The following is a 24112-nucleotide window of genomic DNA, read 5'->3' as shown; positions in this document are numbered from 1 at the left end:
CTCCTTTCACCGGGTTATCATATCCCTGATCCTACCATAATAGTGGTAAATAACGATGAATTTAGTGGTTACAATTTTGTAAGAAAACATATAAATATCATAAAAAAAGCTCCTCTCAGCACAAAGGCCAAGAAAAGCTTAAATAAAATTATACGTAGTACGTTATTATGGCTGTTTGATTGCATTGGAATTGGATGTTGTAGCATCCTTTTTCTTAGGTACTCCGTCCAATCCATAAACTTCATCATAGGCATCAAAGATTTTACGTGCCACAGGTCCAGCGCTCGTCGCGCCAAAACCTCCTTCGGGAATAATGACCGCTACGGCCAGCTTCGGATTCTTTCGTGGTGCAAATGCAATAAATACCCCGTTATCCTTCAGTTTCCCGCCTACGCTTTGCTGAGATGTACCTGTTTTGCGGGCGAAGTCATAAGGAAAACCATTAAATGCGCTGACATCTGTAGCCATCCCGCGTATAACTTCATTCCAGTAAGCATCCGGGAATTTCACTTCATTCAGCACCTTCGGCTTAATCGTTTGGACTACATTGCCGTTGGTATCTTTAATTTGACTGACCAAATGCGGCTCCATCCGTTTGCCCTTGGTAGCCAGCACGGCTGTATATTGTGCAAGCTGGAGCGTTGTATATTTCCCTTGCTGACCAAAAGAAGCATACGCCAACTTGGACAGTGACGACTCCTTGCTTCTAGGTCCATACTCTCTTAACCCAGGATATTCCATTGGCAAATCTACCCCCGTAGACACACCTAGTCCAAACTCCTTCATGTAACGGTCCCATACATTCACACCTTGATCTTCCTTGGCATTATTAATGTATTTGTTGTATAGTCTTTTGCCTACCATATCGACCATGAATGCATTCGAAGAATGTCGAATAGCAGATGCCGGGTCCAATCCGCCATACACATGACCCGAAGAGTTACGTACCCGAGACGAATTGTTACGTCCAAAATAAGCAGCACCCGTATCCTGATAATAGGACGATGTACTGAATAGACCTTCCTCTAAGCCCACCAACACAGATAGCGGTTTGATCGTGGAACCGAGCAATACAACCGACTCTGGATGTTGACCCGATTGACCGGAGCCGAAGGAGCGTATAGTACCATTCAAATATACATTTTGAATTTTCTTGTAGTTATCTGATGATATATTTCCGGTTTGCCAATAGTTCGCATCATAATCCGGCATACTGGCCATCGCCACTACATTCCCTGTATCCACTTCCATGGCTACAGCAAAGCCTGTCTTGGCATAAGGATGAGTCTTGCCAGATACAGCATGGGAATGCAACCATCTTAATTGATCCATAATGGCGGTTTCTGTTTTAATCTGAATCTCTTTGTTAATGGTGGAATAAATGTTGTTTCCCTTCTGCGGAGGAGTAACGGAATCTACACCCTCCGGCATATTACGCGGATCAATCGGGACCGTTTTGTAGCCATTTTTCCCTCGTAGCTGCTCCTGATATTGAAATTCCAGTCCATCAAAACCAACAGATTCGTTATCCATATAGATGAGTCCCGGATCATTTTCTGCTGACATGGATTTTTGAATGTCTTTATATTTTTTCAGGTTTTCACGGGCACTTTTATAGCTTTTAATGTAACCCACTGTTTGGACAGCCACCGTATCAGGATCATAATGGCGTACAGTTTCCTCAACAACATCTAACCCTGGAAACTCGCTTTTATGCTGCATGAAATAGGCAACTTCATCTTTATTAAGATTGGTTTTAATCAGGCGGGGCGTAAAACCGCTAAACCGTTGATAGTTCCGGTCCATAGCGTCCATAATTTGCTCTGCCGTCATTTTCGGCTCATCTTTATTGCCATATTGAGCAAATCGATTTGCCAGCTTTTGTGTCATCTTTTCCAGCTCAGGCAGCAGCTTTTTATCTGGATTACGCTTTTCTTCCACGCTGTCACTATAATTCTTGGAGAGCGTGATATACAGCGATTGTACAGGTGTAGAATACGCCAGTCTGTTCTGCCCGGTTGAATCATAAATTGTTCCGCGAATCGGCGTAAGCGGTACGTTTTGGGTAACATTACTGGCCTCCTGCTGCTTAAGCTGAGGGCCCTCCACAAATTGAAGTATCGCCAGTCTTACGATAATGACCGTAAATATAATGAACGAGCTGAAAAAGAACAGATTGATCCGGAAGCTGAATCTTTTTCGGTCGGACGTCTCGTTGTCTTTTCCTTGCTCGTTGTCCATCTTTCTCATGTGCCCTTTTCCACTCCTTTTTAAATCACTTTATCCTTGATATGTGTTTGGGCAAAACCAGGCGGATTAAACCAGTCTCCACTCTGTGCCCAGGTCGGGTCTAACGGTACCCACTGATGCTGCCCACTCAAGTACACTTCATTCCAGGCATGTGAACCGTAGCCTCCCTGCCCGTTGTAACCAAGCCCGGTCACCACCTTGACCTGAAGTCCCTGAGAACGAGCCATCACCGCATAGAGGCGGGCATAGTCAATACAGACACCCTTGCGTGTATCAAACGTATCTCTGGGAGTCTGCTCATGCCAGTCACCACGCTGCTCATAGGCGTCCACCTTGCCGTAATCATAGCTAATACGCGTGCCTACCCACTGATACAACGCTCTGGCTTTTTGCTCATCGCCGCTTGCCCCCTCTGTAATCTTGGTCGCGGCCTGCTCAATATCGTTCGGAATATCCCGGTCAATCATTTCATATTTACGCTGCAAAATGCCGTTCAATTCCTTCGTGACGGCCTGCGTAAATACGGGCAGTTTATCCTTAATCAGCGTACCGGACAATGGTTCAATGACCGATTGCGCCCCTTGTTTATAAATCGGTGAAGCCTGAACATAGCTGCTAAACCCGCTGTCCGGGTATAAGCTTACACCTATAAACAGTAACGCTATGACCATCACAGCACGTGCTCCACCGATAAGGGTACCAATCCCGGCCCCCGCCAGCCTGCTGAAAAAGCCCGATTTCTTTTCCTGCTCACGTAGAGAGTTATCCGATCTGCCACCCACCACCATCACATAAATCGCGCGCAGCACAAATTGCGCGACAGCATAGCTGAGCATGAACAATACGGCAAAACGCAGCAGCGGAAAGCCCTCAAGCCCTGCTACAAGCGTATAATAAAATTGCTCAATTCCGCTCAGTCCACGTTGTGGCAAATGCTCCATATAAGCGGCCAGCCATTGCTGCACCTTCGGTGAAAGCCACATAGCCAACCCTAATGAGCACAGAATTCCGGCAACAGTCAGTATGCCATCCACAATGAGACTGAGTAGTGCACCTACAGATCTGGAAGCTCCCCGCCGCCAGCCCTGTATTAACGACAAAAGAACGATAACGATCAACAACACCGTCACGCCATTCCAATGAAGGACAGGCTCCAGCCAGGATGGTTTCATCATGCTCCCCCTGTCTTTACGGCGACTGCGGCGACTGCGGCGACTGTTGTGTTACAGTCGAGCCTTTTGCACTTTCGATATATTTCTTGACGGTGTCGCTCATGCTCCACTCGCCCAGCGGCATGCCTTGAAACCATACCTTGACCTTATCACCATCGAACGGGCCTTTTACCTCCAGGTTGGAGCTGGTTACCGAAAACGTACCGTCTCCGTTAGAGGTGTATTTCGCATCCCGTCCTTCCTTGATCATCATGCTCAAGGCCTCGCTCTGAAACTTGTTAATCGCATCATCCTTCGCCTGGGTAACTACCTTGCCGACCTGATCAAAGGAAATACCGCTGTAGATTAGCAAGCCCACAACCACCACAATGACAAGCAGCCATTTAACAAGGGTTCTCACAATCTTCAATATGACAAGCAATAGGACAAGCCCAATTAATATATATAGCCAGTTATCCTGAACGATCTGCCAATTATGTTTTAAAAATTCTGTCCAGACACTCTTATCCATTTCACTACACTCCCGTTTTCAACTGCATCTTTCGAATTGTAAAATCGTCTCTGTAATTATACATGATTACATAACGTCCTGTCAGCTTAGCTCTTTTCCGCCCCTTGTCCGCACAAAAAGGGTCTATGTTCGTCCACTCCAGCGTACAACTTAGAATGAGCTCATGCCACATAGCAGCATAGAAAGTCTATCTAGGGAAAGGGGGTCATCCACTTGAAAACAGCCCTCTGGCTGTATCTGTTTTTGTTCATCGCTTTTTTTGATCTGCACGCACAATATCCTATTCTCACACCATTCGCCATCTCTCTGGGCGCAGCGCCCACCTTTATCGGCTGGATGTTGGGCATATACTCCCTGACTCATCTGCCTGGTAATTTAATGGCGGGGCCAAGGGTAGATAAACACGGCAGCCGCCGATATATTATGTTCAGTCTGACAGCTGCAGGGCTCATCCTGATTATTCAGGCATATATTCATACGCCGTGGGAGCTGCTTTTTCTTCGTGCCATCAGCGGCTTTGTGCTGGCTTTTTTGTCCCCGGCTTGCATGACTATGCTCGCCCAGCTATCCGATCACCCGGTTACGCAGGGCAAATATATGTCGGGACATGGCGTCGTTCACACGCTAGCCTCTGTCCTGTCTCCAGCGGCAGGCGCGTTCATCGTAGCCAGCTTTGGCTTTAGCGAGACATTCCGTTCCCTCGGCATCATTCTGGTGATCACAGGACTCATGGCTTATTTTACGTTACCCAAAACGGCACCCGCTCTCCTAGCTCAACGATCTGACGGACATACGGCACCCGCTCCACTGACCGGGGCACAACCGCTTCTACCCTTCAATTGGCGTTACCTGCTTGTGCCTTTTGTTTTGGCGTGCGCACAAGGCATTTTATTTTACGTAATCCCGTTGCGCAATAACGGTACTGCGTCCATGATGTCTACGGGACTGCTCTTTTCCATTATCAGTCTGGGAGCGCTCTGTACACTCAGTCTGCTTTTTCTAAACAAGTATTCACCGATGATACGGCTGATTTGCGGCATCATACTGATGTCGCTGTGCTTTTATGCCCTCGCCACCTTGCCCGAGTCCGTGATTGGAATCGTACTCTTTATACTGGGAACAGCCAAAGGCATTACTTTTCCAGCACTGGCCTCACTCTTTATACGGCTTGGAGGTGCACGCTTGGGCAAAACCTTTGCGATGCAATCCATTGCAACGTCTCTCGGCTCCTTTGCCGGACCGGTGCTGGCTGGCCAGCTCCCCGTTCATTTTTCACCTTTTTTTATCGCTTTTCTGATTTTGATGACCGGCCTGCTGTTCATTCCCATTCAACGGTTATTCCCGGCACCGCCGCTGTCTACTTCAGGGCCGTATCATTCCTAGATCGTTTGAGATGCTCCCCCTGTAACGCCCAAAGAACCTTACAAAAAGGCGAATGCACAGTACCTAAATCCCTTATCAACATAGACTGGTTTGACTGAACATTTATGTATGAAGGGAGGTGCATTCCGTGAGCCACTGTCATCCTGTAAGCCCTGTTTCTTGTGGTGGATTTGGGACTTCGACCGGCACCATTCTCGTTCTTTATATCCTGCTCGTCATTATTCTCCGTACTTGCTGGATTTAATGTCTGAATTGCCCTAACATGCCGCCCTGTACCCATGCCTGCCACTCCCGGCAGGCTGTTTTGTTGCTTTTTTGCATGAGAACCCTGTTTGGAGCTACACTATACACATATTCTTTCATTTCCCGGGGAATTTCGAGCACAGGCTTTAAGCAGGGGGTGAGCAAGATGACGATTACCGTTATCGTTGAAGGGAAAAATGACCGCAGTAAACTTCGTCGTTTACTTGATCCCGAGGTTCATATCTTATGCACCTTCGGCACGCTAAACTCAGTAAAACTGGAGTCCCTCCGCAAGAAGGCCAAGCATGAAGAAATATACTTATTTATGGACAATGACAGCTCAGGCAAAAAAATACGTGGTGTGCTTGCCGACTCTTTTCCAGATGCGCATCATATGTATACCCGCAAAGGATACGCAGGAGTAGAAGGCACACCAGATGAATATGTGATCGCCCAATTGGAAAAGGCAGGACTGGAAGAGTATATTTTATACCCGCCTGTTCTATAGTTATGAGAACCCTAGTCATGAAAACCATCCACAAAAAAAGCTGTCCGCCAGGCCGATTTATGCCTGATGGACAGCTAAATTTTACACAGCAATAAAATTTTAAAAAATATCTTGTCTTAGAACTTGTGAACCGTATCCACGATCATCAGCAGAAAGCTGAGTGTCAGATGGTTAATGGAAAAGAAAAATACTTTTTTAGCCCAGGAATCCGTCTCTTCTTCTTTAATGGTAAAACCTTTAAAGGCATAAAAGGCCCAGAGCACGGACAGCAATACGGAAATGATCATAAAAATCATGCCAGCATATCCATAAGCATACATCAGGATCGGTACCGGAATCAGCAACACGATATAAGGAATCATTTGAATTTTAGTACGGTGAATACCTTTCACGACAGGCAACAACGGAAATCCTGCTGCACGGTATTCTTCGACCCTGCGGATTGCAAGTGCCCAAAAATGTGGAGGCTGCCATAGGAACAAAAGGGCGAATAAGAGCCATGCGCCCAAGTCAATACGACCCGAAGCGGCTACATAGCCGATCACAGGAGGCATTGCGCCCGAAATACCGCCAATGGATGTACTCCATGTGGATGAGCGTTTCAGCCAAAGCGTGTAAATACCGACGTATACGAACATGCCGAGTATACCGAGCAATCCTGCCTTGACACCAGAAAAAAAGAACAGTACAGCCAGCCCGACAACACCCAAAATAATAGCGTATGACAATACCGTTGTGGGAGTCAAACGCCCTGTTGGCAGTGAGCGATTGCGTGTACGCTCCATTTTCAAATCCAGTTCACGATCAAAATAGTTATTAAAAACACAAGAAGACGCCATAACCAGCATTGTACCTAGCAACGTCAGAATCAGCTTTATATAGTCAACGTCCCATTGTGAGGCCAACCAAAAACCACCAAATGCCGCAACCAGATTAGTGCGGAGAATGCCTGGCTTGGTGACTGTTATAAAATCTTTCCATGTACCCGCCTTACCGGGTGGTTTGGATTTAACCGAATAGGTAGCCGTATCTGAAGTAGCCTTATAACTAATATTGTCCATAGTGAGTAACTCCCCCTTAGAGATATATGAATTCGGGAGTAAGTTGAACTCCGATATAAATTTTATCATATAGTTTCCGTAAAAAGTTTGACAGAAAACGCACAAAACGTTCACAATTTCGATAACGAATCGAGCTTGCTGATCGTTTACAGTAAATTGGGGTAGTAATAAGTACAGGATACAATACAAAAAGGAGCGACAGATATGGATACAGCCACACACTTTGTCATGGGGATCGGGTTGGCCGGGCTGGCCTACACCGATCCTGCCGTCGCCGCAGATCCTAAGCTGGCGGGAGTCATACTGCTCGCCACGGTCGTAGGGTCACAGGCACCAGACTTTGACACCTTGCTTCGATTAAAAAACAATGCAGCCTACATCCGCAATCATCGTGGACTGTCGCACTCCATCCCCTTCTGGCTGATATGGATCTTGTCCATAACGGGATTAATTGGCCTTATTTTCAGGGATGTACCTATCGAACATGTCGCCTTGTGGGTCACGATTGCTGTCTGCCTGCACGTGTTTGTAGATTTGTTCAATACGTACGGGACACAGGCATTTCGACCGTTTACGCCCAAATGGATATCATGGAATATTATTCACATCTTTGATCCCTTTATATTCGGCACCCATGTTGCTGCTATTCTACTGTGGGTCACTGGACTGGTTTCACCAGCTCCCTTATTTATTACGTTGTACATCATTACAGGCCTGTACTATATTTGGCGCACCTGGAGTCATTTCCGTACCAGAAATGCGGTAGGTGACATGGACACCGAGCGTCAGCCGGACGATATCTATTATATCATTCCCACGGTTTCATGGAACCGGTGGCATGTGGTAAAAGCTCATCAGAATGGAAGTTATGACATTGGTGGACTGAACGGAAAGCATCTTTTTTGGACAAAACATGCGGTTCCGTCCACACATCCGGCCGTAGAAGCATCCAAATCCTACCGTGACGTGCAGGCATTTCGCTATTTTTCTTCCTTTGCTGTTGCGGAGGTGGAAGAGCTGGAATGGGGCTACATTGTACGCTGGGCGGATGTTCGGTATCGGCATCGGAGGCAATATCCCTTCGTGGCCGTCGTCGCCATGGATAAGCAGTTTGGACTGATCAACAGCTACATCGGCTGGCTCAGCCATGAAAAGATGCAGAAACGCCTCTCCCTGCATACGAATTAAAAAAAGCATATCAGCAAGCAACGCGAATGACAAAAGAACAGCAAGTCTCCCCTGACCCTGGAGCTTGCTGTTCTTTTGCCGTTCACCGAAAAAACCATCCCTCCATAAAGAGCTGCATGAAAGCGCCCTCTTGACGAAGCGGACTTGTGTGATTCACAATGGTCATAAGCCATGCTTGCAAAAAATCCGGAGCATGATTGCTCCGGATTTTCTTCATCACAGTTGCTCATAATACAGCTTCCAAGATGGAGTGTTTATGTGTATTACTGCATACGGCCACTGCCCGACAAGGATTGCTCTGCTTGTTGGACCAGCTTTTTAGTGATGTATCCCCCGAGAGAGCCTGTTTCGCGGGAAACGACGTTACCGTAGTAACCATCCTGAGGGATTGTGATGCCGAGTTCTTGAGCGGCCTCATATTTTAATTGTTGTAAAGCGGCGTTGGCCTGCGGTACTTGCAGGTTGTTTGAACGACGTCTGCTCATATTTGAATCTCCTTTCAGTTCTTTGTGAGTGAGGTTCATTGCAAGCTTGCAAGATTATTATGGCTCGCTTACACCTGCTTATTCCTAAAATTCAACATTCGAACGCTGGAGGTTTTTTCCATGAGCAAAGGTCTATCACTGTGGTTCGCCGTTTCATCCATTGTCCTGCTGACGGCAGCCGCCATATCCATCAGTTATTCCGCTTGGCTTGCCATTTTACTGGGCCTTCTCTCTGTTGGCAACATCGGCTGGGGCTTTGTTATCAAGGCCAAACAACGTCGCTCCTGAGACATTCACATTCCTGTCAAACGCCTGATTGCGTTGGCCTGCGTTCTTAGCGCTTGCGGGGCAGAAACCCCATACGTTCTTTGACCGCAGCCAGCGTGATTTCAGCCGCTTCTTGCGCCCGCTCTGCGGATTGGGCCAAAATGCGTCCAATCTCACCGGATTCCCGGATGTCACGATAACGCTGTTGAATAGGCTCCAGGGTGGCTACAACCGCCTCTGCCAGCTCTTTTTTGAACGTACCGTACATTTGACCTTCATAGCGATTCTGTACTTCCTGAAGCGACAGGCCCGTACACTGGCTGTAAATTCCCATCAGATTGCTGATCTCAGGTTTGCTTGCCGGGTCATATTTAACCTCACTGCCGGAATCAGTGGTAGCGCGACTGATTTTCTTGCGAATGACTTTCGGTTCATCCAGCAGAGCGATATAGCTGCCAGCATTCGGATTGCTTTTGCTCATTTTTTTAGAGGCATCATCCAATGACATAATTCGTGCGCCCACCTCAGGGATATACGGGTCGGGAACAGTGAAATAATCTCCGTAGCGGTGATTGAAACGACCTGCCAAATCGCGTGTCAGCTCCAGATGCTGCTTTTGATCTTCACCTACCGGAACCAAATCCGCATTGTAAAGCAAAATATCAGCTGCCATTAGTGCTGGGTATACGAACAATCCCGCACCTACCGAGTCCTTACCCGCCGATTTGTCCTTGAACTGGGTCATACGTTCCAGCTCGCCCATATGGGTCAGGGTTGTCATCAACCATCCCAGCTCCGCATGCTGAGGTACATGGGACTGTAAAAAGACGTTGGATTGCTCGGGGTTAATACCTGCTGCAATAAATAATGCCGCCACGGCCTCCGACTGTTCACGCAATTGAGCCGGTTCCTGCGGCACCGTAATGGCATGAAGGTCTACGACCATAAAGTAACAGCGATGATCCTCTTGCAACTTGACAAAGTTTTTCATTGCACCGATATAATTGCCCAAAGTAAGCTGCCCGCTGGGCTGAATGCCTGAAAGAACAGTTTTCATATTCATCATTCCTCCTGAAATTTATTGAAACAATTGAACGCAAAAAGGCCCCGCATCCTCAAGGGACGCGAGACCGTGGTACCACCCTTATTCATTGCCTTCAGCCTGTTACTTGTCGGAGTCATGCCCCGTGGCTGCTTGCAATCTTATAGCTCCGTTAACGGGGAGCAATCGGCCGTCATACTGAGGAAGAATGCTTCCTGTTCTGTACGGCACTCCAAGGTCCATTCAGCAGTGCAGGCTCACCGGTTCGCATCTACCACCGGCTTTCTGAAGAGCGTATGCGAAGGCTTACTTGTCCTCATCATCGCGTTATCCATGTCATTACATCGTAAACTACATTTATGATAATTCCGCATCCTGTAATTGTCAAATGACGATTGTACCCTGCGAGCAAAAATCTGTTATCATAATGACACGAAGCTTCAACCGATTATAGTGGACAAAGGAGCATGGATATGAAACAAGTGACCAAAGAACATTGGAATGGTTACGACACGTATGTTTTACATAGCCCTGAGCTGGAAGTTACGATGATCCCCCGTCTCGGGAATAATATTATCTCGGTGCGTGATCTGAAGCTGGATCGGGATATCGTACGGCGTCCTGGCGAGGAAGAACTGGCCTTTTATTTGCAAAAGCCGTATCATTTTGGCTTGCCGATTCTGATCCCTCCCGGCCGAATCCGCAAAGGACAATTCGAGTTTGACGGTGTTCCCTATCAGTTTGATCGGAATACGGCCAACGACAATCATATACACGGGCTGCATCGTAATCAATCCTGGCGTTGCAGTGATATTGAAGAAGATGAGGAAGGTTGCAGCGTGACCACTGAGCTGTTGACGGAAAGTGATCCGCACTGGATGGAGCAGTTTCCTATTCCCCTACGGCTGGAGATGACTTATCGCTTGCAGGGACCTGTATTGAGTCAAACGCTGCGTGTAACGAATCTGGGTGACAAAGCAGCCCCATTCGGCTTGGGATACCACACCTGGTTTATGGTGGACGGAGAGCCTGAGCGCTGGCGCCTGAAGCTGCCTGTGAATGGCATATATGAGCAGGACGCTGAACAGCTCCCAACAGGAACAATTACCCCTTTGAATGACTTGGAGCCGCTCTCTACGGGACTTTCCCTGAAAGGAACGAATCTGGATACGCTGCTGCGAGCATCGGAAGGGCCTGCTGAGGCCCTGTTGACCCGTGATGACGGTTATCAGATTCGCTACACAGCAGATGAACAATACTTTAAGTATTGGGTGTTGTATACCAAGGGTGAATGCGATCAGTATCTTTGCATCGAGCCTTATACCTGGCTGTCTGATGCACCCAATTTACACGATCCTGTGGGGGCAGGCGGGCTGATTCGTCTGGAGCCTCAGCAATCCATTAACCTGAAAACTCAGATTCATATGATATATCCGTAATTTCCCTCTATTCATTTTCCTTCCTTCGGCGCATATTTTCATAACTCTGTCGCATAATAACCTCATCACAGCCGAAGGAGGTGACTACACATGGCTAATGGAGCTAATCAAGGCAGAGGACGCCGCAGTAACAACCTGGTCGTACCTCAGGCCACCAACGCACTGCAACAATTGAAATATGAAGCAGCACAAGAACTCGGCATCACCATTCCGGCAGACGGTTATTATGGTGACATGCCATCCCGTGAGGCTGGTTCTCTGGGAGGTTATATCACTAAACGCTTGGTACAGCTGGCCGAACAGCAATTATCAGGTCGTTCAGGTCAATAAGCGTCATTATTCCACATGAAGCATTCCGTTTATCGCTTTTAACCAAAATGCGATAAGGCGGGCATATAACAAAGGCGGTCTTCCCCAGGAAGGCCGCCCTTTCTTTACTCTTTAATATGGATGATTATTCCGAATTAGCCGCTCGGTATGTAGGCTTGTTATAACGGATCATGAGATTCGCCATGTTATAATTCGATTCCAGCGTAGCATCCACCAGAATGGTTCCCTGTCTGACGGCAAAATCAAAAGCAATTTCACCATGAGTCCAACTACGCTTGTGATTTAGTGTATCCAGCGCCATACGACGGAAGTCCGCCCGATGATCTACAGACAGCCCAGGTTCCACCGCTCCAAATGTACCACCTTTACCTGCAATCGGATTATGACGGATACCAAATTTTCCAACCACGTTGTTACGTATTTGAACAAATACAGTTCCTGACGATAAACCCGCCAGTTCATCATCCAGCTCTTTAAAAACGATATCCATCTGCCTTACTAACGACAATTGACCTACTTCACTCATTACAAAAATCCCCCTATATACCTGTTTCAAAACCATTAATAGGTCTTATGACTCAATTATATGCGAAGCTTTTTAACGTTACAATCATAAACAACATAAATGGGCATTTATAACTAATTTCTAAGTATATCCATCAATTTAAATTTCGCCAACAGGTAATACCAACTCTAATTCGACATATTACGACTTTATCCCTCATCTTCTGCAGGAATTGCAAAAAAGGCCCCCCTTGCGGGAGACCTGATTGGAGTGTATATCCGTTATTCCGTCATTTGCAAAAATTGCTCAATATCCTGAACTGTGACTTGCGCGGCATTACGCCAGAAGTCAGCCTGTGTTAAATCGGTCCCCAGATGCTTGGAGGCCAATTCTTCCACCGTCATGCGACCCGTATCACGCAGCAAGGCATCATATTGATCAGCAAAGCCATCTGAATTTTTCTTCGCAAAGGCGTAAATCCCGGCACTGAACATGTATCCAAACGTATATGGGAAGTTGTAGAATGGAGTGTTCGTAATATAGAAATGCAGCTTGGATGCCCAAAAATGAGGGTGAGCCTCATCCAAAACGCCGCTGAACGCTTCACGCTGTGCTTGCTCCATTAATTCTCCCAATTGTTGCGCTCCTACGACCCCTTTTTTCCGCAGCTCGTAAAAACGGGTTTCAAACAGGAAGCGGGCATGGATATTCATGAAAAAGGCTACGCCGCGCTGAATTTTATCCTCCAGCAATGCTACCTTCTCCTGACCCTCGGCAGCCTCCAGCAAAGCATCCGATACAATCAGTTCTGCCAACGTCGAAGCCGTCTCGGCTACGTTCATCGCATAATTTTGATTCAATGGATGCAATTCATTCATCACATGCTGATGATAACCGTGTCCAAGCTCATGGGCCAGTGTCGAAACGTTGGAAGGCGATCCGGCGTAGGTCATGAAAATACGGGTCTCTTTACTAAGACGAAGGGAAGTACAGAATCCACCAGGACGTTTGCCCGGACGATCTTCTGCTTCAATCCAGCTTTTCTCAAAAGCCATTTGAGCAAAACCAGCCATTCTTGGACTGAATTTACCGAATTGCTCAACAATCGTTACGGCTGCATCGTCGTATGGGATTTTAGTAGTAGTCGTTCCCAGTGGGGCCTCAACGTCATGCCACGACAGTTTCTCCAGGCCCAGCAGCTTCGCCTTCCGCTCCAGATATTTAACCAGCACAGGCTTCGTTTCATTAATGACCTGCCACATTGTATCCAGCGTCTGTGCCGACATGCGGCTGATCTCCAGCGGCTCCTTGAGCACGTCCGTCCAGCCCCGGTTTTCATACAGCTTGAGGCGGAAGCCTGCCAGATGATTAAGCGTATCCGCACAATAGTCCTCAACCTTGGTCCATGCTTCTTCCCAACGTGTGAACACTTCTTGACGCACACTACGATCCGGTTCATCCAGCTTGTTGGCAGCCTGCCCTACGGACAGATTTACGATTTCTCCATTCTCTGGAACAGGGATCGTCATATTTTTGACAATCGTGTCATAAAAATCACCCCAACCGTGGTAGCCGTCCACAGCCAAATCCAATGCCAGACTTTCCAGCTCAGGTGCCATTTTCTCACGAGCCTCGTTCCGGTATTCATTCAGGACAAAAGAGATCGGCTTAATCGCTTCCCGTTCCATCCACTTCTGCCAAATGTCTTCACTCGTTTGTGCAAGCAAGTTCTGGAATGAAACCAAAGCACTTTTCCCCTGTGCATACAGCGTATTTATGCGTGCGCCCAGTTCAACAGCCTGCTTGTCATGTTGGTTCTGAGCAGTCAGACAGGAAACAAAGGAACCTGCTTGCGATGCTCCGTTAAACAGCTCTTGCATAGCGCTCAGCACACTATCCAGACGCTCGGTATCCAATACCGTTTGCGGTACCTTGGCTGATTTAAGCTGGGACTGCAATTGTTGAACCTTGCTCTCCAGTTCCTCCAAAAATGCTTTAAATGAGGGAGAGGAAGACCCCCCACTAAATATGGATTCCAAATCCCATGTTTGCTTCAATGGTGTTTTCATAGCAGTTCCACCTTTCTTTTTGGCGAATCATGTGGTTTCATATACAATAAAGCTACATCGTGATGGTAAAATCACTACAATTGGGAGGAATACAGGATGAGACCTTTACAAATTTCGCCGGAAACGGCTGTGAAATTATCCGAAAAGCTCGGCATTCCGCTGGAACATCTCATGCATACACCCCAGCATATTCTGATGCAAAAGCTGGCCGAACTGGCCAAAGAAGAAACCGCTAACCCGAACGGCGGTGAATCGGACAAATCATGATTCCTTTTCACAAAACCTGGCCTTATGACATTGTCATGGGAGACGTTTATGTACAATATTGTCCGTTTTGCGACCATGAGAACGTCCTGCTACCCCTAAAGCCCAAAGAGCTTAAGCTCATACATGAAGGTATGAAAAAGCTGCTTGTGTTTCCATGCTGCCACAGCAGGATTACTTTGGTGGATTGTGACAACGATTATCTGCTGTCAGATACCACCCTGCGCCATCATTAATTCATGAGACAGTATTGAGAAAGGTAACCTTTTTTATAAACAAGGTGTGAACCATGAGCCTGAACCGGCCATAGTGCACACCTTTTTTATCAGGAGGAGCTTGCGTCCTGCATTTCCTCCGGCAGTTGAATATCTTTAGCCAGCATTTGTTCTCTCAATACAGCCCATTGTTCACGGGAAGCCCGGATCATAGCCGCATCCATAATTTTCTTGTCATTAATGACACGTGAAAACCAGCGAACCGCTTCGTTAAAGTTGCCTGTACGTCGATGCAATTCTCCAATCAGATAGAGAAGCTTGGCATTATTCGCCCCGACACCTTCCAGCTCATAGACTCGAATATAGGAGTCCAGACTAAACTTTAGAAACCGAAGCTCCTGCTCCTCGTTCCCCTGGTATCGGTACATCCACGCGATATGCTGTAGCAGGCTGGCTATCACCCGTTCCTTTTCCCCGATGACCTGCGCACACAGTAAACCCAGCTTGTACGTTTCCAGCGCCTCTTCCCAGTTGCGATGTCCGCTATACTCACGGGATTGCCAGCGATTACCAATTTTGTCCTTAAACAGCTTGTTCTGTTGATCGCTTAACTGAACGGTAGAATGCTCTGTCGAGGTAAATCCGCAATGAGGACAAACCCGTACGACATAAAAATCGGGATTTTCATTCTTGTAATACGCGCAGAAGTCTGAATCCGTACGAATTGCCTTCTTTAGGCTCGGTCTGACACGAGATGTCTGAAATTCTTCTTCACAAAGCGGACAAGAGATTTTAATCTGATATAACGGTTCAAGTTCCAATGTTTTTACAACCCTCTCCAAAATTCGGCAATCCCCGCAAGTTTACGGGGTATTTACAAAATGATGCGCAGGACCGGACAATCGGTTAAGTATAAATGAACGAAGCGGCTCCTCAATGCCTGTATCCGTTAACGCACCCGCCATGCAGGACAACCACGCCTCTGCTCGCTCCTCCGTTACGGGAAACTTCATATGTCTGGCACGTAACATCGGGTGACCATAGGCATCTGAAAACAGGGATGGTCCGCCAAAAAACTGGCTCAGGAACATATACTGTCTTTCCTTGACCGACTCTATGTCTTCAGGAAACAGCGGACTTAACAACGGATCTTTATAAACTCTCGGGTAGAAGGCCTCAATAATAGCACGAACGCCTTCCGCACCCCCAAGATTGTCATAAATGCTCAGGCTAGGATTCACTTTTTCCCCAACTTTCTGTGCTATGGTAATAAATATACACCCGTATTATAACAAAAAACAAAAAATGACGCTAAGAATAAGCGTCATCTTATCATTTCACATATACAGACAGGCTTGCACGACTTACAAACAGGTCCGCCATTCTACAAACACAGCTAATAACTCCGCCAATCCTCTTCACCGGGATGGACGAGAGAGGCACGAATAACATACACAAAAGCACATACGAGCAAACCGGCAACGATACTCATCCTGATCACTCCATCCTTAAGGTTATGGATCGTTGTTTTTTAATTTTAACATAATCTTTACAAAAATACAGCATTTCGCGCAAACGCTTTCTTGACTTTTTGGTACTCTTTGTCCATCCTCGTCCATAGAAATAGTAGTAGAACTCCAAAGGAGGGGCCTCTATGCCGCTGTACCGCCGTTACTCACTCCCTTTGCTCATTCTTATGCTGCTATTCCTATTTATACTTATGGCGGCGCACCCGCAATCTTCTCTGAATGCCGGACTTCGTGGTCTAGCCATTTGGTGGGACGTGCTGTTTCCGTCTTTGTTCCCGTTTTTCGTTATTTCCGAGCTGCTGCTCGGTTTTGGCATCGTTCATTTTATAGGTACACTGCTGGACCCGCTTATGCAGCCTTTGTTCCGTGTACCCGGTTGCGGAGGCTTTGTTGCCGCTGTCAGTTGTGCATCCGGCTACCCGATTGGAGCCAAATTAACGGCCAAGCTGTGGGAGCAAAAATGGATCACCCGTATCGAAGGAGAACGGCTGGTCGCCTTTACAACTTCCTCTGATCCGATATTCCTGATCGGTGCCGTTTCCGTCGGCTTCTTCCATCAGCCTGAAATTGCAGTCGTGCTGGGCGCTGCCCATTATGGTGGCGTGCTGATCATCGGCCTGCTCATGCGCTTTCACGGTTCCCGCTCGGGGGACGATGATACTCACGGCAACCGTCCCCCGTCTGCTGTAACCGCAGCTGGCCACACCGGGCAGCCAACACCAACATCCCTCGCTGTCGCTCCAAATGCCAAATTAGATGCGTCTTCTGCGCAACGACGCGGACGACTGCGCCAAGCGTTATTTGCTATGCATACAGCACGCTTGGAAGATGGCCGTCCGTTTGGGGAGCTGCTCCGTCAAGCCATTGCTTCCTCCCTCCGTCTTATTATTGTCGTAGGAGGACTGGTTGTATTCTTCTGCGTCATTCTGGAAGCTTTGACGAACTCCGGTTTAATGAGCGGGCTTCGTCTGCTTACAGCAAGCTTGTTGTCCGCCTGCGGCCTTCCTCCTACGTTAACAGATTCCATTGTAGGTGGTATTTTCGAAGTCACTTTAGGGTCACAAGCCGCTGGTGAAGCCACAGGAGCGGCTTTGCCGTTCAAGGTAGCCGCAGCAGCCTTTGTGCTCTCCTGGGGCGGACTATCGGTTCATGCACAGGTCGCGAGTATTTTGAATACGACGAATCTCCGGTACCTGCCGTTTTTGCTGGCTCGGGCTGCGCACGGCATCATCTCTGCTCTGCTGGCTCTCGTGCTATGGCGTCCGCTCATGGGTGAGGGAAGCTCGCCGGTCTTTTCTCCGATATACGTTATCACCTGGTCTCCCGGCTTCTCATCCACTGTGCTGTGGCAAAGCCTGCTATTCCTTACCTGCCTGCTGATAGCCATGCTCTGTCTCTCTTGGTTGAGTGCAGGCACAAGCCGCTTATTCGCACGTCTGAGGGGAGCGTCCAGGCAATGAACGATTGTGTTCTTGCTCATAATTGATTATGATCGGTATATACCCATGACAAAGGAGCTTTTCATCTTGAGATATTATGTTCTGGATCGCGGGGATCAGCACTCCATGGACTTGAGTCAGCAGTTTCACCGTCTTGCCCAAGAAAAGAATTTCAAGCTGGATGCCGAATCGCCGGAAATCGTCGTGTCTATTGGAGGCGACGGTACTATGCTGCATGCGTTTCATACCTTCATCGACCGACTTTCGGATATAGCCTTTGTTGGTGTACATACCGGTCATCTGGGCTTTTATGCCGATTGGCGTGCGGACGAGCTGGAGGAGCTAATCCACCTGATGAGCCAAAGCGGATCAGAGGGACCCCTTAAACCGAGAATCGTCAAGTATCCATTGATCGAGCTGGAGATTCACAAGAAGTCGGGAAATGCTTCTTTTATTGCGTTGAATGAATTTACGTTAAAAGGGGTCGATGGCACTGTCGTTGCACAAGTGGATATTAACGATGTCACTTTCGAAATGTTCCGCGGAGACGGAATATGCGTTTCTACCCCTTCAGGTACGACTGCCTATAACAAAGCACTCGGCGGAGCTATGGTTCACCCCACCATTGAAGCGTTGCAATTAACCGAGATCGCTTCCATTAACAACCGGGTGTATCGGACACTTGGATCGCCATTGTTGCTACCCAAGCACCATCATTGTGATATTTTTTCGAGAAAAGATCAGCGTCTTCTGTTGACGGTAGATCATCTGAACTTCCCTGTGGATGATTTGATTTCTGTTCGTTGTCAGGTCTCCAGTCACAAAGTCAGCTTCGCTCGTTATCGTCCCTTTCCATTTTGGGATCGGGTACGCATTGCCTTTCTTAATTAGGCAAGCTGCTTTCGAATACACATAGAACTTAAAAGTACTAGTACAAGCAAAAAGAGCCAACCTTGGCTCTTTTTGCTTGTATGATAGGACCAACTCAATCCATAGTTGATCTTTTTACCAGTAAACAAAAACGGCTCCTGAAATTCAGGAACCGTTTTGTTGTGGAGCTGTGAATGTTTTATTCTTTTTGCTTCCCTCAGCTCTTTCGGCTTTGGCAGCAGGCTGCGCCTGACGCTGGCCTCCAGAATCACGTGAGACGCGGACTTGCCGTCCCTCCCGGTTTTCCTTCGGTTGACGCTCATAGCGTGGGCCACGGGATTCCTTTTTCTCGAAATTCCCTTGCTGATTACGCTGTTTCCGTGGTTCCCGGGCTTGCTGCCCTTCACCGGAAATTCGTCCATCCTTCGCCTCACGTGGTTCTCTCGGCTGACGCGAATCACGTGCTTCTCGTGGCTCACGCTGTCGATTCCCTTCACGTCCTTCTCTGGACGGACGACTTTCACGGAATTCTCGTGGCTGTCGCTCACGCGGTTCCTGGACTTCCCTTGGTTCCCGTTGTTGCAACTCCCGTGAGTCCCGAATTTCCTGAGCTTCACGCGGCTGCTCCACTCGCAGCTCCTCGGTTTCCCTGGACTCGCGACTTGGCTCCGGCCATTCCCGTTCTTCTCCGTCTGCGCGTTGCAGCACTTCTTGCGGCTCTCCGGCTCCAACCGTTTCCATTGGTTCCGCTTGAGGTTCTGCCAACTGTTGATGATCCGGGGAAACGGATTCATCATTGTTTTCATTCTTGCTGAGCACTTCGCGGCTCTTAAGCAGCACAAAATAAGCACAACCGAAATTACAATATTCATTAATGTAATCGTCCAGTACTGCTATGGATGTATCTTTGTTGGCCTTGGGATGCCCGTCACGGTAAAAACCCTTTAGACGTAGCTGATTGTAACCCCAGTCACCAATAATATAATCATAGCGCTCCAGCACTTCACTATACCGATCACGAAAAGCTTCGGGATTCCACCCGTTCTTGTGATCCTGCAACACTTCATAGTTTTTACCACCGATATGAAACAAGCTAATCTGACCGCCTTTCCCGGATCAAGCCTGCGAAAGGGCGCCTTCTTCCTTATGCTGAGCGGCAGATTTCACCTGCTCATGCGCTTGGTAGGAGCTGCGGACCAACGGACCAGATTCGACGTGGCTGAACCCCCGTTGTAATCCCTCTTCCTTTAACTTCGCAAAATCTTCCGGTGGGTAATATTTTTGCACATACAAATGTTTCTCGGATGGCTGCAAATATTGTCCAATTGTCATAATATCGCAATCGACTTTACGCAGATCATCCATGGTTTGTAAGATCTCGTCCCACTCTTCTCCCACACCCAGCATGATACTGGATTTGGTAGGGATGGACGGATTTAATTGCTTTGCACGTTGAAGAAGCTCCAGGGAGCGACGGTATTTGGCCTTGGCCCGAACTTTATCGGACATCCGCTCCACCGTTTCAATATTATGATTCAAAATATCTGGCTTGGCATCCATGACAATACGCAGCGATTCGATATCGCCCATAAAATCGGGAATCAACACTTCTACGCTGCAAAAAGGCAAACGACGACGAATCGCCCGCACCGTTTCTGCAAATATAGTGGCTCCCCCATCCTTCAAATCATCGCGGGCCACACTGGTTACGACACAGTGTTTCAAGTTCATGTTTTCAGCCGCTTCCGCGACGCGTTCAGGCTCCTGTAAGTCCAGTTCCGTAGGCATTCCCGTATTCACTGCGCAAAAACGGCACGCACGCGTACAAATATCACCCAAAATCATAAATGTAGCTGTCCTGTTGGCCCAGCATTCATATATATTAGGGCATCGCGCCTCCTCACATACGGTATGTAATGTCTTGGAACGCATCATGCTCTTGATTTCCTGATAGTTATCGCCTGTCGTGAGTTTAATACGAATCCAGTCGGGCTTGGCTTCCTTCACTTTTCTAGACAATGGCATAGACCTTCTTTCTGATAAGCTTGGGCTGTCATTGCCATACATTATAACATGAAAGCCATGGAAAAACCTCCATTCATTGTTCCCTTTTTGATATGACTTTGATGCCGGAAAAGTAAAATCCTTATATGGATAAAAGCGACGGATATGGCTCAATCTAAACCAAAGCGCCCGTACCGATGCCGTTGGATGCGGGCCTGTAATCTACGGGGGCTGTCAAGCTCCCTTATGAGGAGGTTGGTTCACGTGCCTTACCCTAAACGTACAGTCCGCGCTGTTCGCCTGTTGCCGCTGCTGTTATGTGCTACTACATTAACAATGGCCTGTCCGCTTCCTGCTCAGGCCTTGGCCAAACCTTTACAAACATCATCCCAAAGCATTCAGCAAGCACATGTGGCTACTCCAAATTCCCAGTCATCATTGTATACGTTCAGGCTTGCTCTATATCGTTCCGTCGAAGCCTTGACAGGGATTCCCTGGTACAGGCTGGCCGCTATCGACCAGTATGAACGTACGCTTACGATTGCGCATCCCAAGGATCGCAAGCATGCGGAGCGAGTCACAGGTATCTTTGTCACCGCCCCCGTCTGGTCGGGTCTGATGAACCCTGATCCCGAGGATCGGCATCCACGTTCCATTTCTTTTTTTTCCGGATTGGGACAGGACGGTTCGGGTGACGGAATTGCTAACCGTGATGATGACAGGGACTTGCTGTTCAGCATCGCCTCTTATCTCGGTAAATATGGAAGCACAGAGGATGAGTTTTCCATTGCGGTATGGGAATATTACCACAACAGCCGTGCCGTTCAAAGGGTACAGCAGTTTGCCAAGCTGTATCGGACATATGGAAAGCTGGAGCTTGGCAAACAAGCCTTCCCGCTTCCCTTGGGCAGCATTTATAGCTATCGCAGCACTTGGGGCAGTCGTCGGAGCTGGGGCGGTTACCGCATTCATGAAGGAACAGACCTATTCGCTGGCTATGGCGTTCCGGTTCGCAGTACCTGCTACGGCGTAGTGGAAATGAAAGGCTGGAATCCGTTCGGTGGATGGCGAATCGGGATTCGGGATCTCAGCAACCGCTATCACTACTATGCGCACCTCTCTGGCTTTGACAAGACCGTTCACAACGGGGACATTGTCAAGCCAGGTCAGATTGTCGGCTGGGTCGGAAGCTCGGGTTACGGCAAGCCCGGTACCCAGGGTAAATTCCCGCCACATCTGCACTACGGCATATACCGGGACAACGGTTGGATGGACTGGTCCTTTGACCCGTATCCGTTATTAAGACAATGGGAGCAAACGGAGCGTAAAGCGCTCAAAACCAGTAAAGTAAAAGGGACCTCCACATAAGGTCCCTTCACATTCCACTTGCCTTCGCTTATGGCGTTGGAGATGAAGTGGTGGGTTCGTCTTGCTGCATCTGTGGAACACTCTCTATGCCGGAATCCGCAGCGCCTCTCTCTATCGAATGGGGTGGCAGCGCCAAATTAGGGGCGATGGCTCCATTTTTACCAACGGGCTTACCCTGATTATCATAGTAGTACATCGGGACATTGCCCACCACGAGCAAATAAGACACCGGAATTTCCGTCTCCACAATCTGAGGCTGCATTTCAAAAGGAATCACGACGGACACCTCCGTCGTAATCCGAATATACACCTCCACCAAAATCATGTTGATGCCCGCATCCTGCTGACGTGTATTTAAATCTACCTTGATTGCTCCATGCGGCTCCACCTTGAGTGGGACCTTCGGGCCATAGGCTGCCAACAGCGGACTACCCAATGCCTGACCGATTGGAACGCTCTCATCAAAATGGCTCATGCTGTCCATCGTTGCCTTGACTGCCCTGAGCGTATCCGAAGTAATTCTCATATGCTCCGCATAATTCAGAACAAAGCCGGAGGTTTTCCCTTGCGCATCCGTTCTCCATTCGATCAGTTTATCAGCGGTCTCCCCCTGCTCCACCTGCGCAGTAATCGCTGAATTAATGGCCTCCGTCGCCATTTGCTTGACCCGCACTTTTGCCAAATGCATCATAGGCGGTTTCAAATGCTGCTCCACATAAGAGGCAATCTGTACGATTCCTACCAGCAGTATCAGCCCCACAATGAGCCATACTCTGCGTCTGCCTTGTCTTCTTCTGTTGGGCCGGCTATGCCAATGCGGTCTTCTCTTCATCCCGATCCCCCCGCAGCGATGAGCTTACCCTACAAGGATATGCGAGGGGTACACGAAAAAGAAGCTGCCCGTCCGGCAGCTCCCTTGGGTGTGCTAAAAATATATAATCCCACGATGTGACTCTTAAGTATTATTTGAAAAAATTATTTAAAAATATGGTCAATCTTTTCAATATCTGCCTGACTCAGCTTAACATCCAGCGTTTTCAGATTCGCCAGCACCTGCTCCGGCCCCTTCGCCCCTGGAATGAGGGCATCAATCGAATCGTGGATCAAATACCATGCGAGCACAACATGAGCAACCTCTGCATTCAACGCATTGGCAATCTCCCGTACCTGCTCCACTTTGTCCAAATTACGAGCAAATGCCTCTCCCTGGAATAATGGACTTTTCGCTCTGTTGTCTGTGAAGGTTGTGTCTTTCGTATACTTACCGCCCAGCAATCCGGAAGCCAGCGGGAAATAAGGCACAAACGAAATGCCATTGGCCTTGGTGTAAGGCAGCAGTTCCTTTTCCGCTTCCCGTTGGAGCAAATTATATTCGGATTGAAGCACATCTACATAGCCGTCACTATTCGCATCCTTAAGTTGTTCAATGGAAAAGTTAGATACGCCTATGGCCTTGATTTTGCCTTCGTCCTTGAGCTTCTTCAATTCTCCGACAGCCTCTGCCTTCGGCGTAGCTTCATCCGGGAAATGGATATAAAACAGATCAATATAATCGGTCTGCAATCTTTTCAGACTGGATTCGACGGATTCACGTAAAAAAGCAGGCGAGTTGTCAACAACAACCTCTCCGTTCACAAATTTGTGTGCCCCCTTGGTCGCAATGACAGCTTCCTCACGTTTACCGCGCTCCTTCAGCACCTCACCGATCAACCGCTCTGAGTGCTCAGGTCCATAAATAAAAGCCGTATCCAGAAAATTGATGCCGTTATCCAAAGCTGTGCGAACGACTTCTTTGCCCGTTTCATCGTTCAAACCGGAAAAAAGATTATGTCCTCCCACCTTATTTGCACCCAAACCGATTTGCTTTACATATAGATCTGTTTTGCCAATACGCACTTGCTCTGCCAATTCACGTCATCTCCTTTTCGAAAGTTACTTCCATTTTAATATTAAATTCCAAAAAAATCAAA

At 48.0% G+C, this 24112-nt stretch carries 26 protein-coding genes; 12 read left to right on the top strand and 14 right to left on the bottom strand.

The features are described 5' to 3' along the window. Positions 1-165: 165 nt before the first annotated feature. The 3 genes from ABH897_RS17655 to ABH897_RS17645 are packed head-to-tail and all read right to left on the bottom strand — an operon-like array spanning position 166 to position 3933. Positions 166-2250 carry a peptidoglycan D,D-transpeptidase FtsI family protein gene (locus tag ABH897_RS17655; RefSeq protein WP_283653199.1) on the bottom strand — a complete coding sequence of 695 codons (2085 nt, stop codon included), beginning with the start codon at positions 2248-2250 and terminating at the stop codon, positions 166-168. 20 nt (positions 2251-2270) lie between these two features. Beyond that, positions 2271-3422: a transglutaminase domain-containing protein gene (locus tag ABH897_RS17650; protein ID WP_283656323.1), complete on the bottom strand. Its 1152-nt coding sequence runs from the start codon at positions 3420-3422 to the stop codon at positions 2271-2273. Positions 3423-3438: 16 nt separating this feature from the next. Next, a complete protein-coding gene (locus ABH897_RS17645; protein WP_404592510.1) occupies positions 3439-3933 on the bottom strand; it encodes a hypothetical protein in 495 nt (164 codons plus the stop codon). A 213-nt stretch (positions 3934-4146) separates the two neighbouring features. Here ABH897_RS17645 and ABH897_RS17640 point away from each other — a divergent pair, with 213 nt between their 5' ends. From ABH897_RS17640 to ABH897_RS17630, 3 genes are all read left to right on the top strand, one after another. Beyond that, on the top strand, positions 4147-5316 hold the full coding sequence (locus ABH897_RS17640; RefSeq protein ID WP_283653200.1) for an MFS transporter: 1170 nt from the start codon (positions 4147-4149) through the stop codon (positions 5314-5316). A gap of 127 nt (positions 5317-5443) precedes the next feature. Further along, positions 5444-5560 (top strand): sporulation protein YjcZ, encoded by a 117-nt coding sequence (locus tag ABH897_RS17635; RefSeq protein WP_235332204.1) that lies wholly within the window; start codon positions 5444-5446, stop codon positions 5558-5560. Between the two features lie 165 nt (positions 5561-5725). Next, positions 5726-6067 carry a toprim domain-containing protein gene (locus ABH897_RS17630; protein ID WP_283653201.1) on the top strand — a complete coding sequence of 114 codons (342 nt, stop codon included), beginning with the start codon at positions 5726-5728 and terminating at the stop codon, positions 6065-6067. Positions 6068-6183: 116 nt separating this feature from the next. Here the strand turns inward: ABH897_RS17630 and cyoE are convergent, their stop codons facing one another. Next, positions 6184-7128, bottom strand: a complete 945-nt coding sequence (gene cyoE / locus ABH897_RS17625) for a heme o synthase (RefSeq protein WP_283653202.1) — start codon at positions 7126-7128, stop codon at positions 6184-6186. A 204-nt stretch (positions 7129-7332) separates the two neighbouring features. On the opposite strand from cyoE, the gene ABH897_RS17620 reads away from it, so the two are divergent. Further along, a complete protein-coding gene (locus ABH897_RS17620) occupies positions 7333-8316 on the top strand; it encodes a metal-dependent hydrolase (RefSeq protein ID WP_283653203.1) in 984 nt (327 codons plus the stop codon). A 263-nt stretch (positions 8317-8579) separates the two neighbouring features. Here the strand turns inward: ABH897_RS17620 and ABH897_RS17615 are convergent, their stop codons facing one another. Next, positions 8580-8801, bottom strand: coding sequence for an alpha/beta-type small acid-soluble spore protein (locus ABH897_RS17615; RefSeq protein ID WP_025686385.1), 222 nt, complete (start codon positions 8799-8801; stop codon positions 8580-8582). 120 nt (positions 8802-8921) lie between these two features. Here ABH897_RS17615 and ABH897_RS17610 point away from each other — a divergent pair, with 120 nt between their 5' ends. After that, a complete protein-coding gene (locus tag ABH897_RS17610; protein WP_014277888.1) occupies positions 8922-9089 on the top strand; it encodes a hypothetical protein in 168 nt (55 codons plus the stop codon). 46 nt (positions 9090-9135) lie between these two features. On the opposite strand, the gene trpS is transcribed toward ABH897_RS17610, so the two are convergent. Beyond that, positions 9136-10125, bottom strand: a complete 990-nt coding sequence (gene trpS / locus ABH897_RS17605; RefSeq protein WP_283653204.1) for a tryptophan--tRNA ligase — start codon at positions 10123-10125, stop codon at positions 9136-9138. 458 nt (positions 10126-10583) lie between these two features. On the opposite strand from trpS, the gene ABH897_RS17600 reads away from it, so the two are divergent. Both ABH897_RS17600 and ABH897_RS17595 read left to right on the top strand, forming a co-directional pair. Then, entirely contained in the window at positions 10584-11549 is a 966-nt protein-coding gene (locus tag ABH897_RS17600) for an aldose 1-epimerase (protein ID WP_404519526.1), read from the top strand. Positions 11550-11639: 90 nt separating this feature from the next. Further along, the gene (locus ABH897_RS17595; RefSeq protein WP_044645425.1) at positions 11640-11879 is read left to right on the top strand and encodes an alpha/beta-type small acid-soluble spore protein; all 240 of its coding nucleotides are present in this window, start codon (positions 11640-11642) and stop codon (positions 11877-11879) included. Between the two features lie 124 nt (positions 11880-12003). Here ABH897_RS17595 and ABH897_RS17590 read toward each other — a convergent pair whose 3' ends face one another. Continuing rightward, entirely contained in the window at positions 12004-12405 is a 402-nt protein-coding gene (locus ABH897_RS17590) for an O-methyltransferase (RefSeq protein ID WP_283653206.1), read from the bottom strand. A gap of 260 nt (positions 12406-12665) precedes the next feature. Further along, a complete protein-coding gene (locus ABH897_RS17585; protein WP_404592509.1) occupies positions 12666-14453 on the bottom strand; it encodes a M3 family oligoendopeptidase in 1788 nt (595 codons plus the stop codon). 96 nt (positions 14454-14549) lie between these two features. Between ABH897_RS17585 and ABH897_RS17580 the strand changes: the two genes are divergently transcribed. Beyond that, positions 14550-14720 (top strand): YycC family protein, encoded by a 171-nt coding sequence (locus ABH897_RS17580; protein WP_283653208.1) that lies wholly within the window; start codon positions 14550-14552, stop codon positions 14718-14720. Then, positions 14717-14953 carry a hypothetical protein gene (locus tag ABH897_RS17575; protein WP_082067120.1) on the top strand — a complete coding sequence of 79 codons (237 nt, stop codon included), beginning with the start codon at positions 14717-14719 and terminating at the stop codon, positions 14951-14953. Before ABH897_RS17580 ends, ABH897_RS17575 begins: the two co-directional genes overlap by 4 nt. An 89-nt stretch (positions 14954-15042) precedes the next feature. Here the strand turns inward: ABH897_RS17575 and ABH897_RS17570 are convergent, their stop codons facing one another. After that, positions 15043-15753 (bottom strand): DUF2225 domain-containing protein, encoded by a 711-nt coding sequence (locus tag ABH897_RS17570; RefSeq protein WP_283653209.1) that lies wholly within the window; start codon positions 15751-15753, stop codon positions 15043-15045. Positions 15754-15795: 42 nt separating this feature from the next. Then, entirely contained in the window at positions 15796-16173 is a 378-nt protein-coding gene (locus ABH897_RS17565; protein WP_044645421.1) for a globin domain-containing protein, read from the bottom strand. A gap of 413 nt (positions 16174-16586) precedes the next feature. Here ABH897_RS17565 and ylbJ point away from each other — a divergent pair, with 413 nt between their 5' ends. Next, entirely contained in the window at positions 16587-17921 is a 1335-nt protein-coding gene (gene ylbJ, locus ABH897_RS17560; RefSeq protein ID WP_283653210.1) for a sporulation integral membrane protein YlbJ, read from the top strand. A 66-nt stretch (positions 17922-17987) separates the two neighbouring features. After that, positions 17988-18791, top strand: a complete 804-nt coding sequence (locus ABH897_RS17555; RefSeq protein WP_014277899.1) for an NAD kinase — start codon at positions 17988-17990, stop codon at positions 18789-18791. A gap of 144 nt (positions 18792-18935) precedes the next feature. Here ABH897_RS17555 and ABH897_RS17550 read toward each other — a convergent pair whose 3' ends face one another. Further along, positions 18936-19862 (bottom strand): YutD family protein, encoded by a 927-nt coding sequence (locus ABH897_RS17550; RefSeq protein WP_283653211.1) that lies wholly within the window; start codon positions 19860-19862, stop codon positions 18936-18938. 24 nt (positions 19863-19886) lie between these two features. Next, positions 19887-20789, bottom strand: coding sequence for a lipoyl synthase (gene lipA / locus ABH897_RS17545; RefSeq protein ID WP_283653212.1), 903 nt, complete (start codon positions 20787-20789; stop codon positions 19887-19889). Between the two features lie 249 nt (positions 20790-21038). On the opposite strand from lipA, the gene ABH897_RS17540 reads away from it, so the two are divergent. Then, entirely contained in the window at positions 21039-22142 is a 1104-nt protein-coding gene (locus tag ABH897_RS17540; RefSeq protein WP_283653213.1) for a M23 family metallopeptidase, read from the top strand. A 28-nt stretch (positions 22143-22170) separates the two neighbouring features. Here the strand turns inward: ABH897_RS17540 and yunB are convergent, their stop codons facing one another. Both yunB and ABH897_RS17530 read right to left on the bottom strand, forming a co-directional pair. Further along, on the bottom strand, positions 22171-22974 hold the full coding sequence (gene yunB, locus ABH897_RS17535) for a sporulation protein YunB (RefSeq protein ID WP_404592508.1): 804 nt from the start codon (positions 22972-22974) through the stop codon (positions 22171-22173). Positions 22975-23117: 143 nt separating this feature from the next. Beyond that, a complete protein-coding gene (locus ABH897_RS17530) occupies positions 23118-24050 on the bottom strand; it encodes an aldo/keto reductase (protein WP_404592507.1) in 933 nt (310 codons plus the stop codon). Positions 24051-24112: the final 62 nt, after the last annotated feature.

It is taken from the genome of Paenibacillus sp. RC73, from assembly GCF_044908085.1.
Lineage (GTDB): Bacteria > Bacillota > Bacilli > Paenibacillales > Paenibacillaceae > Paenibacillus > Paenibacillus terrae_A.
Note: the sequence above shows the minus strand (reverse complement) of the source record. Positions and strands in the feature narration are given on the sequence as shown.